Genomic DNA, 14,563 nt, shown 5'->3' on the forward strand with positions numbered 1-14,563 from the left:
TACTTTAGTGCAAAATAAGTATAAATTTATTAGTTAAAAATTTTTAAAATTTTATACCAATTTAACAATAATGTAGTATACTAATATAGAAAAGAAAATACCTTTTAGGGGGAAGTATGACAGATTCAAAATTACGAAATGAACAAACCGATGAACTTTTTGAAGCAATCTTGATGTTAAAAGATGTTGATGAATGTTATAGTTTTTTTACAGATATATGTACAGCTAGAGAAATTCAATCAATAGCTCAAAGATTACACGTAGCTAAGCTATTAAAAATAAGAAAAACATATAATGTAATTGAAGAAGAAACGGGGGCTTCTACTGCAACTATCTCTAGAGTTAATAGATCATTAAATTATGGTCTAAGTGGTTATGACCTTGTTTTGGATAAGCTTATAGAAAAAGATTTAAAGAAACAAAGAGAAAATAATAAATAGAAAATAATAGATTTCTAAGATACAATATAAGAGTTGGCTTATGCCACTCTTTTTTTGTAGTATAATTAATAGGTAGGAAGGATTTAATTATGGAATTTGAAGGATTAAATGATAAGCAAAAACAAGCCGTATTACATAAAAATGGCCCCTTGCTGGTATTGGCAGGAGCAGGAAGTGGTAAGACTCGTGTATTGACTACTAGCATAGCAAATTTAATCGAAAATGAAAATGTATATCCAAGAAATATTTTAGCAATAACTTTCACAAATAAAGCAGCAAATGAAATGAAGTATAGGATTTCAAATCTATTAAATATGGACGTAAGTCATTTATGGATAGGAACTTTCCATTCAATTTGCGCAAGAATTTTGAGGATGAACATTGAAAAAATAGGATATACATCAAATTTTACTATATATGATACTAATGATCAGAAAACCTTAATTAAAGATATAATAAATGAATTAGGTTATAAAGACACAATTAGTCCTAGAAGTGCCCAAAATTTAATTTCTTCTCTAAAAAATAAATCTATTAGCCCAAAAGAATTTCTAATTATAGATGGTTACTATCAGAATAAGAATGAGTATTACGAAATATATAAGCTATATGAAAAAAGAAAGTTTGAATACAATGCTCTAGATTTTGACGATTTGATTGAAAAAGTACTGGATTTATTTGCTAAAGATAAAGAAACTTTAAAGTATTACCAATACAAATTTTCTTATGTATATGTGGATGAATACCAAGATACAAATAAGTCCCAATATGAACTAATAAAGTACTTTGCTGGCTACCATAATAATGTTGTAGTCGTAGGAGATGCTGACCAATCAATATATTCTTTTAGAGGAGCCAATATTAATAATATCCTTAACTTTGAAAAAGACTTTGAAGATGCTAAGCTAATAAAGCTTGAGCAAAATTATAGGTCAACTTCAAATATACTAAATACTGCAAATTCTTTGATTGTAAATAATTTAAATCGTAAGGATAAAAAATTGTGGACAGATAATGATAACGGTGATGAAGTTATATATAAGAGCAACTCTGTTGAAAGCGAAGAAAGTAAATTTGTAGTTGATGAGATTAAAAGTCTACAAAATCAAGGTTATGGCTTAGAGGATATTGCGATTTTATATAGAACTAATGACCAGTCTAGGTCATTTGAAGAAGCTCTTATGAAAAATCTGATTGACTACAAGGTAGTTGGTGGACTTAAATTCTATGATAGGAAAGAAATCAAGGATTTGATTTCTTATCTAAAAATTATTGTCAATCCAAAGGATGATTTAGCTTTAAAAAGAATAATTAATGAGCCGAAAAGAGGTATAGGAAATAAGAGTATTGAACAAATGGAGAAAGTCGCTGCTAATAACGAAATATCCATCTTAGATCTTATAAGAAATCCTCTTTATGACTATCTACTATCAGATAGGTTAAAAAATTTAGCAAAAAAGTTTTACACTCCGCTAAGTAACATTTTTGACAATATAGAAAAGTATAAAATCACAGATTTAATAAATGAAACTTTAGAAAAATCTGGCTACCTAAAGGCCCTTGAATCTAGCTATTCTGTTGAAGATAGGTCTAGAATTGATAATATAAATGAGTTTATATCAGCTGCTAGCGAATACGAAGAAAATAATCCAGAAGATACAATATATGATTATCTAGAAAATTTAAGCTTGATATCTGACTTGGAAAAAACTGAAGACAGTGACCAATCAGTTTACCTAATGACCATGCATGCGGCAAAGGGACTAGAATTCCCGGTTGTTTTTGTGGTTGGCATGGATGAAGGGTTGTTTCCAGGTAAAAGGTCCATTGATGAAGGGAATATCGAGGAAGAACGTAGACTGTTTTATGTAGGAATTACAAGAGCTAGGGAAAAGTTATATTTAACTAGTAGTCAAGTTCGAAGAGCCTATGGGAAACCTATATATTATAAGCCATCTCGTTTTATAGACGAAATCAGAGAAAATATAAATGAATTAGAAAATTCATCAATTGGACAATTCACCTCTAAATCTTTTGAAAGAGCATCAAATGAAGATTATATGAGAGAAAAGACAAGACAATCAGTACTTGATACAAAGTTAAAAGCACGTAAAAAAGATGATGAAAGCTATAAAATCGGAGATAAAATAATACATTCGAAATGGGGCCAGGGCATGATTGTTCAGATAAAAGAAAATGAAGATGGAAATGAGTTGGTTGTTGCTTTTGATAAAAAAGGTTTAAAAAAACTTAACCAGGACTATGCTCCAATAACAAAGGTGTGATTATGGGAAAAATTGAAGAGATTAATGAACTAATAGAAAAAATAGAAGAATTAAACTATCATTATTACACCCTCGATGCGCCCTTGGTTTCAGATGGTGAATATGACAAACTATACGATAGGTTAAAAGAACTTGAAGAAGAAACCGGATTTTCTCCAGAAAATTCGCCTAGCAAAAAAGTTGGTGGACAAGTACTTGAAAAGTTTGAGAAACACTTCCATATTACAAGGCTATATTCCCAAGATAAGGCCCAATCATTTGAAGATTTAGCAAATTGGATAGGAAGAGTAAATAGGCTTCTCGATTCTTATAATGAAAGCCACGAAGATAAGCTTGATGATATAGAATATATCTTAGAATATAAATTTGATGGACTAACAATTAACCTAACTTATGAAGATGGCAAATTGAGAAATGCTGCTACTAGGGGCAATGGTAGCGTGGGAGAAGAGATATCCGCCCAGGTACATACTATAAAATCAGTGCCTAGAACTATTAAAGAGCAATCACTTTTAGAAATTCAAGGTGAAGCTTTGATGCCATTATCTGAACTAGAAAGATATAATAAGGAAAATGAATTGCAGCTAAAAAACGCTAGAAATGCAGCAGCTGGAGCTCTTAGGAATTTAGATACTAATGAAACAAGAAAAAGAAATTTAACAGCCTATATATACAACATTTCAACAACAAATCTAGAATTTGATACTGAAGAAGAAATGTTAGATTTTTTAAAAGATCAAGGTTTTGTAGTTCATCCTTACCATAAAAAAGTTAAAACTTATGATGAAATAATCAAAGAATTAGATAAAATAGAGGTAGAACGAAAAACTTTGGACATCTTAACAGATGGGGTTGTAATCAAGATTAATGATAAGAAGACTCAACAAGCTTTGGGTTATACAAACAAATTTCCAAGATGGTCACTAGCTTATAAGTTTGAAGCAGAAGAATACACAACAACGCTTTTAGATGTGGTATGGAATGTAGGAAGAACCGGAAAAGTTACACCATCTGCTATTCTTGAACCGGTTGATTTTTCTGGAGTCACAGTATCTCGTGCAACATTAAATAATTATGATGATATATTAAGAAAAAAAGTTAAACTTGGGTCAAGAGTATTTATAAGAAGGTCAAATGATGTTATTCCAGAAATACTGGGAGTTGTTGATGAAAATCAAGATGGGACAAAAATAATAGACAAACCTAGTCATTGTCCGTATTGTGGCAGTGAATTAATAGAGGGGAATGTTCATATTATTTGCCCTAACTCTTTATCTTGTACTCCACAACTACTAGCAAGGATTGAGCATTTTGCATCTAGAAATGCCATGGATATTGAGGGGCTTTCTGAAAAAACCATTGGCCAATTAATGGATGAGCTTGGAATAAAAGAAGTTTATGATCTCTACGATCTTAGCTATGATGATCTTATTGATTTAGATCGTTTTGGTCCTAAAAAAACAAACAATCTCTTAGATGCAATTGAAGCTAGTAAAGATGTAGATTTAAATAGATTTATATATGCAATTGGTATACCAAATGTAGGGGAGAGAACAGCTAGAGATTTAGCAAGTCAGTTTAAAAATTTTGCTAGTCTAAGAAAAGCAAAAGCTAGTGAATTAACACAAATCCCAGACATTGGAGATATAACTGCAGAAAACATTATGGAATTTTTTGCGGATGCAAATATCAATGAAGCAATTGACTTGCTCCTATCAAAGGGAATAAATATAAATGAAGATATAAATGAGGCTTCAACAAGTATATTAGAAGGCTTAACCTATGTAATAACTGGAACCATTGACAACTATAAAAGAGATGAGATTAAAGACTTAATTGAGAAAAATGGGGGCAAAGTCACAGGCTCTGTTTCAAAAAACACTGATGCTTTAATCTGTGGAGAAAACGCAGGTTCCAAGCTTGATAAAGCAAAAAGTTTAGATATTAAAGTAATTGATGGCAATGAACTAAAGGAATTTTTAAACGAACTAGAAGGGAAGTAGTATGGATACAAAGGAAGTTGAAAAGATTTATAATCTTTCCAATCTGAGCCTAGAAGGTAAGGATTTGGAGCTTATGACTGAAAAATTCAATCAGGTATTAGATTTTATTGAGGGAATTTTTGATGTGGATACTGAAGGTGTTCCTATGACAGAAAGTATTTATAATCACAAAGCAGTATTTAGAGAGGATGAGATTTTTGAAGAAATTTCAAGAGATGAAGCTCTTAAAAATGCTGGTGATAAAGAATTTGGATATTTTAGATTGGATTGGAAGTTATAGTGGAAATGATGAATATAGAAAATTTAGTAAATAAGTTTAAATCTGGTGAAATCTCAGTAAGCCAATATACAAAAGAAACTTTAGAAAAAATAAAAGAAAACAAATATAACGCATATATTTCTTATGATGAGGAAGATAGCATAAAAAGAGCTGAGTATTTAGAAGAAAAACTAAAAAACGGTGAAGAACTTGGCAAGCTATTTGGTCTACCAATCACTATTAAAGATAATATTTCATATAAAAATATGAAAATGACCTGTGGATCAAAAATGCTTGAAGATTTCACACCAATATATAATGCCACAGTCATAGAAAATCTTTTGAAAGAAGATGCTATTATAATAGCAAAAACTAATATGGATGAATTTGCTATGGGAGCAAGTTCAAAAACATCATATTTTGGTATAGTAAAAAATAATTTGGACACTGAAAGAATCCCAGGTGGATCTTCATCAGGATCAGCCGTATCCGTATCAAGTGATGATGTTCTAGTATCAGTTGGAACAGATACAGGTGGATCAGTTAGGGGTCCAGCATCATATACAAATATAATTGGTTACAAACCAACTTACTCTTTAATGAGTAGGTATGGTGTAGTCTCTATGTCAAATACTCTAGATCAAGTTTCATTGTTTGCAAAAAATATCGATGATTTAAGGACTTTGGCTAGTGTATCTTCATCTGCTGATAAACATGATATGACCTCTATACTAGAGCTATATGATTACCAAAAAGAAAGCTATGATTTTAAAGGCAAAAAAATTGGATATATCTCCACAGAGAGTCACTTATACAATGGTATTGATGATACAGTAAAAAATGACTACCATAATGCCCTAGATAGACTCAAAAAACTTGGAGCAGAATTAATTGAAATAGAATTAAAATATGCTAAATTTGCCAATCCTGTTTACAATGTTGTAATGAGTTGTGAAGTTTCTTCCAATATGAGCAGATTTGATGGTGTGAGATTTGGCCATCAAACTAAAGATTATAAGGATGTAAATGAACTTTTTGTAAAATCAAGATCGGAAGGTTTGGGAGAAGAGGTCCAAAGAAGAATTGCCCTAGGTACTATGTATCTATCTGCCAACGATGGTCAAAAAATCTATAAAAAAGGTCTACAACTTAGAACATTGATAAAAGAAGAACTTGAAGAGTATTTCAAAGAATTAGATTTGATTGTTACTCCAACAACAACTAATCTACCACCAAAAATCAGCGAAAATAACGATGATCCACTAAGCGATTTCAGAGCTGATGGTTTTAACGTAATTGTAAACTTAGCTGGAATGTGTGGTATTTCCGTTCCAGTAAGAGATGGAATTTCAGGATCTATCCAATTCATAGGAGATAGATTTGATGATAATAGCATTATCAATGCTGCACAAGGATTTTTAGAGGAGGAATAATGACTACAAAAACAATAATAGGACTTGAAATCCACGTAGAATTATCTACAAAAACAAAAATGTTTTGCTCCTGTAAAAATGAATTTGGAGCAGTACCAAATACTCATGTATGCCCAGTATGTTTAGGTCATCCTGGTGCACTTCCTGTAGTAAATAAAAAGGCAGTTGAACTTGCTATTACCGCAGGTCTTGCTTTTAATTGCGATATAGCTAAAGATCAAAAAATGGATAGAAAAAAATATTTCTACCCAGACTTAACAAAAGGATATCAAATCACACAATTTGACAAACCATTTGCGACTAATGGATATATAGAACTTAAAAATGGTAAAAAAATCGGTCTTATAGAAATTCATATGGAAGAAGATACTGGTAAGTCTAACCATGATGAGGAAAATAGAGCTCTTATGGACTATAACAGAGCAGGAGTTCCATTGATTGAAATAGTAACAAAACCTGACATAAATTCACCAGATGAGGCTCGTGAATTTGTAGAAACATTAGCATCAACTTTAAAATTTTTAGGGATTTCTGATTGTATAATGGCTCAAGGTTCTATGCGTGTGGATGTCAATATAAATATGGTTGACGAAGAAACTGGTAATAAGACAGCTATCTCTGAAATCAAGAACATGAACTCTATAAAGGCTATAGAAAATGCCCTAGCATTTGAAGAAAAACGTCATAGGGGACTTTTAGCAATTGGAGAAAGTGGAATAAAAGAAACTAGACGTTGGGATGATGAAAAGCTTCAAACAATCCACATGCGTGATAAACTTCTTGAAAATGATTATAGATTTTCAGTAGATGGAGATATACCTGAAATAAAAATTGAAGACAGCTTCATTGAAAATTTAAAAAATAATCTACCAGAACTTCCAAACAAAAAAGAAAGAAGATACATTAAAGAATACTCTTTAAGTGAATACGATGCTAACCTTTTAGCAAATGATAGAAACCTTGCTAATTTATTTGAAGAAACTAATAAAATAATAAAAGATCCAAAAATAGTAGCAAATTGGATACTTACAGAATTATCTAGAAGACTTAACGAAAATGAAATATCAGCAGATCAAATGAACCTATCAATTGAAAACTTCGCTAAGCTAATTAACCTTGCTAAGGATAATAAGGTAAACAATAATGTTGCTAAAAAACTTCTAAGAGAAATTTTCGAATCAAACGAGGACCCTGAAAAATTAGCTGAAGACAGAAATCTACTACAAATTTCTGATAGTAATTTCTTAGAAGAAATTGTAGATGAAGTTTTAGCTGAAAATCCAGAATCTATTGAAGATATAAAAAATGGAAAAGATAGAGCCTTTGGTTTCTTAGTAGGCCAAGCTATGAAGAAAACTAAGGGTAAGGGAAATCCTGTCGAAATAAATGAATTGCTTAAAGAAAAAATAGGAGAATAGGAGTGGGTTACACTCCTTTTTTGGAATATGAAAACACTTATCAAAAATACATCAATCCTTGATATGCTTAGTCCCGATATTATAAAGGGAGATATTTATATTGAAGATGACAAAATAATAGAAGTGGGATCTTTAGAAAAATTTAAAGCTGATAAAGTCATTGATGGTACAAATTTTCTAACCATGCCAGGCTTTGTCAACTGCCATACCCATGTTGCCATGAGTTATTTTAGAAATTATGGCAATGATACCGACTTGATGACTTGGCTAAATGATTATATATTTCCTGTTGAAGAGAAGTTAAATGATGAGATTGTATACAATGCATCGCTTTTATCTTTTGCTGAAATGATTAAATCTGGTACAACAAGTTTTGCTGATATGTACTTTTTTGAACAGGCAACTATAAAAGCTTTGGACAAAGGCAAATTGAGGGCGCAAATTTCAAGAGGTCTATCTTCTCCAGATCCTGGCGATTATAGAATTAATGAAAATATAAACTTGTATAAGAAATTTAATGGTAAGGATGGCAAAATAGATATTGCTCTTGGACCTCATGCCGTTTATACAACTGATAAAGAGTTTTTAAGAAAGATTGCTGCAACTTCAAAAGAATATAAAATGCCTATTCACATACACTTATCAGAAACTAAATTTGAAAATGACCAATGCATTAAAAAATATGGTCAAAGTCCAACAGAAGTATTTGATGAATGTGGGATTTTCGATAATAGAACTATAGCAGCTCACGGAGTATATTTAAGTGATGATGATCTAAAAATCTTGAGCGAAAAAAATGTTTCTATTGTTCATAACCCTACAAGCAATCTAAAATTATCATCAGGTATACTAGATGTTAAGAGATTGATGGATGCTGGAATAAATGTATGTTTAGGAACTGATTCAGCAGCAAGTAATAACAAGCAATCAATGCTTAGAGAAATAGAAATGGCTGCTCTTTTAGCAAAATACCATTCTCCAGATGCTTTGAAAGCATTCGATATATTAAAGATGGCTACTGTTAATGGTGGAAAAGCCTTGGGACTTTTTGACCAAATAGCTAGTATAGAAAAAGGTAAGAAGGCTGATTTAATTTTGATTAATCTAGATAATATTAATCACTTACCAAATAATGATATACTTAGCTCCGTTTGCTACTCAACTTATGAAGATGATATCAAATACGTATTTATTGATGGAGACTTAGTTTTAGATAATGGTAACCTGGTATATCTTGATGAGGGACATATAAAAGCAAAAGCAAATAGTCTATCTAAGGAATTAATATGATAGGCATAGATTTAGTTGATATAGTAAAGTTTTCGACAAAGAACAACATTCGAAAGATTTTCACTGAAAATGAAATTTCTCATGCAGAAAGTAAAGTTAATACAAACGAATCTTTAGCTGGCATATTTGCTGCAAAAGAAGCTGTTATTAAGGCATTTGGCTTTAATCTACACTATATCTTAAGAAAAAAAATTGAGATTATTTATGATAAATCTAAACCTTTTGCTTATATAAACGGACAAAAATCTATGGCGGATATCTCCATAAGCCATGATGGTTCATATGCCATCGGTGTATGTTCGACTAACATGCAAAGTATTTATTCAATAAATCAAGAAGTTAAGAATATTTTGCCAAATAGAGAATCTGATAGTCATAAAGGAACATATGGTAGAATTGGATTATTAGGTGGAAGTCCTGGTATGGCAGGGTCTATCTACATGGCTAGCCTTGCTGCCTTAAGATCTGGTGCAGGTTTAACTTATATTTTTTCCCCAGAATCTATTGCAGACATTCTTGCAATAAAATCCAATGAACAGATAATAAAACAAATAGGCTGCTATAGTTTTTGCTACGATGAGAATATTAAAAGTCAAATATTATCAGCTTGTGAGAATTTGGATGTTTTAGCCATTGGCCCTGGTATTGGGCAGGGCAAAGATTTACAAATATTAATTGATGAAATCATCAAAAATACCGAGATGAAATTTGTTATTGATGCTGATGGTATCAATGCCATTAGCAAAGATTTAAATATATTAAACGCAAACAGGGAAATGATACTAACACCACATCTGGGAGAATTTGCCAGACTAAGTAAACTTTCGGTTGATGAAATAAAAAAAGATAAAATAAATCTAGCTAAAAATTTTGCAAAAACTTATAATGTAGTTTTGGTACTAAAAAGTAACCAAACAATTATAACAGATGGTGATAAACTATACATAAATAAAATTGGTAATCCTGGTATGGCAACAGCTGGTAGTGGAGATGTCTTGACAGGAATAATATCTTCACTTTTTAAAAGACTAGATGCCTATGAGGCAGCAGTTTTGGGAGTCTATATCCATTCTTTAGCTGGAGATTTAGCTTCTGAAGATCTTGGAGAAGAATCTATTATTGCAAGCGATATTATAAATTATTTACCTGATGCATTTAAATTATTAAGGAATTAGTATGGAATCATATCTTAATGTAAATTTAGATTACATTGATAGAAATATAGAAAATATAAGAGCATTAAAACCCAACAAACTATTTTGTGCAGTACTCAAAGCTAATGCATATGGTCTAGGACTTGTTCCTATAGCTCAATCAATTGAAGACAAGGTTGACTATTTTGCAGTGGCAAGATTGGAAGAGGCAATTTGCCTTAGAAAGAGTGGTATAAAAAAACCAATTATGCTTTTAGGTTATATAGCCTACAATGAGGTTGATGAATGCATAAAATATGATGTAGACATCCCAATATACGACCTTTCATATGCTAAAAAGATTAATGATAATATAAATAATAAAGTGAATGTACATATATCTATTGATAGTGGCCACGGGAGATTGGGTTTTAGAGAAAATCAGATTGACGATATTTTAGCTTTGAAAAATCTACACAACTTAAATATTATAGGCATTTTTAGCCATTATTCGACAGCTGATGAAATAGATCTTACATTTACTAAATTACAAAATGAAAGATTTGAAAGGATCTTAACAAATACCAGTAAATATTTTGATTTTAAGTACATACATATAGAAAATAGTGCTGGAGCTTTAAAGATTAAAAGCCAAAGTAATATGATGAGAGTAGGGTTGGCTTTATATGGCTTATATCCATCTATCGAAATGCAAAATAATGTTAAACTATATCAGTCATTTGAATTCAAAACACATATTTCATTTGTAAAGAATATAGAAAAAGGAATGCCAATTTCATATGGTCGTACATATATAACAGAAAAAAATATGCAAATTGCTACAATTCCTATAGGATATGCTGATGGTTTTTTGAGAGCTTTTTCCAATGTAGGGGAAGTTCTAATCAAGGGAAAGCTTTGCAGAGTACTAGGTAGAGTATGTATGGACCAAATAATGGTTGATGTAACAGATCTTGACGTAAGTATTGATGATGAGGTTATAGTATATTCTGATATCTATGAAGAAGCTAATAAAATTAATACCATAAGCTATGAATTAATGACAGACATAGGCATGAGAATTCCACGTGTCTACATAAAAAACGGTAAAGTAATAGATATGATTAATTATTTAGGAGAAATCTATGAAAATTAAAAGAGGAGATTTATTCTATGCAGATTTATCTCCCGTGGTTGGCAGCGAGCAGGGGGGAGTAAGACCTGTAATTGTCGTACAAAATGATGTCGGCAATAAATATTCGCCAACTATTATAGTGGCTCCAATAACTAGTCAACTAAATAAAGCTAAACTTCCCACTCATGTGAAGATTAAGGGCAACGAATTTGGCTTGCCCAAAAATAGTGTAGCACTTCTTGAACAATTAAGAACAATAGATAAGAGAAGATTACGTGAAAAAATAGGTTCATTTGATAACAATGTCATGGTAAAGATTAATGAAGCCATGGCTGTATCCTTAGATCTTACAAGCGATTATTAAAAAGAGGTGCTGTTGCAAATATGTAAATGCAACAACACCTTTATTTTTATGCGCCAATTTTTACTTGATCATCTACAATCATGTGAGCTAGTACATCTGGGTTACCACAGCCTGTAGTAATTACTAAGTCTTTATCAGAAACTATATCGTATATATAATCTCTTGCTTTTTCAAAAGTTCCAATATATTTAGCGTTAATACCTTTTTTTACCAAGGCATCAACTACATCTTTTGAATGGATTGATGGGTCGAACTTTTCTCTTGCCGCGTATATATCCGTTATTATAACTTCATCACAAGCATCAAAACAATTTAAGAAATCATTGAACAATGTCTTGGTTCTACTATAAGTATGTGGTTGCCAAACGCAAACGAGTCTACCCTCTGTATGTTCTTTTAAGGCTTCTAAAGTTACTTCTATCTCTGATGGGTGGTGACCATAATCAGTCATAATAGTTGCCTCATTAAAGTGTCCTATTATTTCCATTCTTCTTTTTAGTCCAGAATATTCTTTGATATTTTCTTTTATAGTTTCTAGATCTATACCATTTTCAAATGTTGCAATAATAGCAGCCATAGCATTATTTATATTATGTCTACCGATTACTCCAAGTTCAAAATGTTCAACCATGCCGTTTTTCATTTTTAAGTCAAAGTTAGGTCTACCAATTTCATCAAATTTAATATTATGTGCTACATAGTCTGCACCATAATTTTCTTGAGCATAGGTTATAAGCTCACCTTTAACAGAATCAATTATTAATCTATTGTTAGGCTCATTTAAATTTAGGATTGTTTTGGAATTTTCGTCTTGATTTTGCAAATAACATTTAAAAGTATCAACTATATCCTCTAAATTTTTATAATAGTCTAGATGATCTTCGTCGATATTTAGGACTATGACAGTTTGTGGGTAATAATATCTAATATTGCCCTTGTATTCACAAGCTTCTGTTACTAGATATTTTTGCTCACCAACGTGAACATTACCCTTCATTTCTTCAAGTTCCCCACCAAGTAGGATCGTAGCATCTTCTTTAGAATTTAGTAGGATTTTTGAAATCATACTAGTTGCTGTGGATTTGCCATGAGAACCTGAAACAGCTATTGAATTTTCGTAGTTTCTCATCAAAGCACCTAGAAAAACTCCTCTACTAACAACTGGAACATCTAGTTTTCTAGCAGCAATAATTTCTTCATTATCATCTAAAATAGCATCAGTATAAACGACTAAATCTGGATTTTTGATGTTATCCTTACTTTGGCCTATAAAAATCTCTGCGCCCTCATCTTTTAGATGTTTAGTAATTTCTGTAAGTGACCTGTCAGAACCAGACACTTCATATCCTTTATTTAACAACAAAGAAGCGATACCGCTCATCGAAATACCGCCTATTCCAATAAAATGAACCTTTTTAAAATCATGTTCATTTAAATTAAATTCAAACATTATATCTCCTAATTAGTTTATCTTTTGGGTTTATATCATATATCATATGCTTTTTTAATTTACTTGTAAAGTACTTTGACCTGTGTTAACATAAAATTAGAAAATTATGACGGAGGATTAAATGAAGTATGTAATTGGAAATGATCATGGTGGTCTTGATCTAGTTGATGTAGTAAAAGAAACATTAGAGTCGCTTGGACATGAAGTTATTCACGTGGGAACTACTGAGAATGAAAGTGTTGATTATCCAGATTTTGCAAACCTTGCCTGTCAAAAAGTTCTAGAAAAAGAAGCTGATTTTGCTATATTAATCTGTGGAACTGGTATAGGAATGAGTATATCAGCTAACAAAATTTGTGGAATAAGAGCAGCAGCAGTATCTGAATGCTATTCAGCAAGGATGAGCAGGGCCCACAACAATGCAAACTGTCTATGCATAGGCGCAAGGGTTATTGGTAGTGAAACAGCAAAAATGATAGTAGAGGAATTTGCTAAAACAGATTTTGAAGGTGGGCGTCACCAAAAAAGGGTTGACAAAATAATTAATTTAGAATCTAATAAATAAGTTAGATTTAAAAAATCATCCAAAAATGATATCATATAATTAATGAAGTTTATAAAAGGAGAGTTAAATGAATATACCTACACCACATATCTCGGCTAAAAGTCCAGATGAAATTGCTAGTACAGTATTAATGCCAGGAGATCCACTCAGGGCAAAATATATTGCAGAAAACTTCTTAGAAGATGTCACTCAATTCAACAATACCCGTGGAATGCTTGGTTTTACTGGATATTATGAAGGAAAGAGAGTTTCTGTAATGGGTTCTGGAATGGGAATTCCATCATCAATGATTTATTACAATGAATTGTTTGATGGATATGATGTTGACACAATTATAAGAATTGGTACAGCTGGTTCCATGCAAGAAAATATAAAGCTACACGATATAGTAATAGCTACAAGTGCTTGTTCAGAAAGCTCAATAAATGATAATCTATTTGCAAATATAAACTTTTCACCAACCCCAGATTTTGACTTAATGCTAGAAGCTTATAATAAGTCAGTAGATTTAAATTACACAACCCACTGTGGACAGGTTCATAGTTCAGACCAATTCTATAATGAACTACCTGAAGGTGTATTTGAAAATCTAAAAAAATACGGGGTTTTATGCGTTGAAATGGAATCATATGGCCTATATATGACCGCAAGAAAATATGGCAAGAAGGCACTAGGTATATTTACTATTAGTGATTCCTTAGTAGAAAATGTAGCAGATAGTGCAGAAAATAGAGAAAAATCATATACAGATATGATGAAGTTAGCATTAGAAATCGCTTAGGAAATTT

The 14,563-nt window shown here is 31.5% G+C and carries 13 protein-coding genes; 12 read left to right on the forward strand and 1 reads right to left on the reverse strand.

Features of this window, described 5'->3' with window-relative positions; all coding sequences use genetic code 11:
* Positions 1 to 116: 116 nt before the first annotated feature.
* The 10 genes from BN38_RS06640 (at position 117) to BN38_RS06685 (ending at position 11,760) form a co-directional block, all read left to right on the forward strand.
* The gene (locus BN38_RS06640; protein ID WP_044566176.1) at positions 117 to 440 is read left to right on the forward strand and encodes a YerC/YecD family TrpR-related protein; all 324 of its coding nucleotides are present in this window, start codon (positions 117 to 119) and stop codon (positions 438 to 440) included.
* Positions 441 to 529: 89 nt separating this feature from the next.
* A complete protein-coding gene (locus BN38_RS06645) occupies positions 530 to 2,725 on the forward strand; it encodes an ATP-dependent helicase (RefSeq protein ID WP_044566177.1) in 2,196 nt (731 codons plus the stop codon).
* A 2-nt stretch (positions 2,726 to 2,727) separates the two neighbouring features.
* On the forward strand, positions 2,728 to 4,728 hold the full coding sequence (gene ligA, locus BN38_RS06650) for an NAD-dependent DNA ligase LigA (RefSeq protein ID WP_044566178.1): 2,001 nt from the start codon (positions 2,728 to 2,730) through the stop codon (positions 4,726 to 4,728).
* Position 4,729: 1 nt separating this feature from the next.
* Positions 4,730 to 5,008: an Asp-tRNA(Asn)/Glu-tRNA(Gln) amidotransferase subunit GatC gene (gatC, locus tag BN38_RS06655; protein ID WP_044566179.1), complete on the forward strand. Its 279-nt coding sequence runs from the start codon at positions 4,730 to 4,732 to the stop codon at positions 5,006 to 5,008.
* An 8-nt stretch (positions 5,009 to 5,016) separates the two neighbouring features.
* On the forward strand, positions 5,017 to 6,420 hold the full coding sequence (locus BN38_RS06660; RefSeq protein WP_044566412.1) for an amidase family protein: 1,404 nt from the start codon (positions 5,017 to 5,019) through the stop codon (positions 6,418 to 6,420).
* Positions 6,420 to 7,838, forward strand: a complete 1,419-nt coding sequence (gatB, locus tag BN38_RS06665) for an Asp-tRNA(Asn)/Glu-tRNA(Gln) amidotransferase subunit GatB (RefSeq protein ID WP_044566180.1) — start codon at positions 6,420 to 6,422, stop codon at positions 7,836 to 7,838. The genes BN38_RS06660 and gatB overlap by 1 nt, the downstream gene beginning before the upstream one ends.
* 27 nt (positions 7,839 to 7,865) lie before the next feature.
* Positions 7,866 to 9,128, forward strand: a complete 1,263-nt coding sequence (locus BN38_RS06670) for an amidohydrolase (protein ID WP_044566181.1) — start codon at positions 7,866 to 7,868, stop codon at positions 9,126 to 9,128.
* Positions 9,125 to 10,303 (forward strand): NAD(P)H-hydrate dehydratase, encoded by a 1,179-nt coding sequence (locus tag BN38_RS06675; RefSeq protein WP_044566182.1) that lies wholly within the window; start codon positions 9,125 to 9,127, stop codon positions 10,301 to 10,303. The genes BN38_RS06670 and BN38_RS06675 overlap by 4 nt, the downstream gene beginning before the upstream one ends.
* Before the next feature lies 1 nt (position 10,304).
* Positions 10,305 to 11,417: an alanine racemase gene (gene alr / locus BN38_RS06680; RefSeq protein WP_044566183.1), complete on the forward strand. Its 1,113-nt coding sequence runs from the start codon at positions 10,305 to 10,307 to the stop codon at positions 11,415 to 11,417.
* Positions 11,407 to 11,760, forward strand: a complete 354-nt coding sequence (locus BN38_RS06685) for a type II toxin-antitoxin system PemK/MazF family toxin (protein WP_044566184.1) — start codon at positions 11,407 to 11,409, stop codon at positions 11,758 to 11,760. Before alr ends, BN38_RS06685 begins: the two co-directional genes overlap by 11 nt.
* Before the next feature lie 46 nt (positions 11,761 to 11,806).
* Here the strand turns inward: BN38_RS06685 and murC are convergent, their stop codons facing one another.
* Positions 11,807 to 13,210, reverse strand: a complete 1,404-nt coding sequence (gene murC / locus BN38_RS06690; RefSeq protein WP_044566185.1) for a UDP-N-acetylmuramate--L-alanine ligase — start codon at positions 13,208 to 13,210, stop codon at positions 11,807 to 11,809.
* 121 nt (positions 13,211 to 13,331) lie between these two features.
* Here murC and rpiB point away from each other — a divergent pair, with 121 nt between their 5' ends.
* Together rpiB and deoD are read left to right on the forward strand one after the other, a co-directional pair.
* The gene (gene rpiB / locus BN38_RS06695) at positions 13,332 to 13,775 is read left to right on the forward strand and encodes a ribose 5-phosphate isomerase B (RefSeq protein WP_044566186.1); all 444 of its coding nucleotides are present in this window, start codon (positions 13,332 to 13,334) and stop codon (positions 13,773 to 13,775) included.
* A gap of 67 nt (positions 13,776 to 13,842) precedes the next feature.
* On the forward strand, positions 13,843 to 14,556 hold the full coding sequence (gene deoD, locus BN38_RS06700) for a purine-nucleoside phosphorylase (protein ID WP_044566187.1): 714 nt from the start codon (positions 13,843 to 13,845) through the stop codon (positions 14,554 to 14,556).
* Positions 14,557 to 14,563 lie beyond the last annotated feature (7 nt).

It is taken from the genome of Anaerococcus provencensis (assembly GCF_000312365.2).
Taxonomy (GTDB): Bacteria; Bacillota; Clostridia; order Tissierellales; family Peptoniphilaceae; genus Anaerococcus; species Anaerococcus provencensis.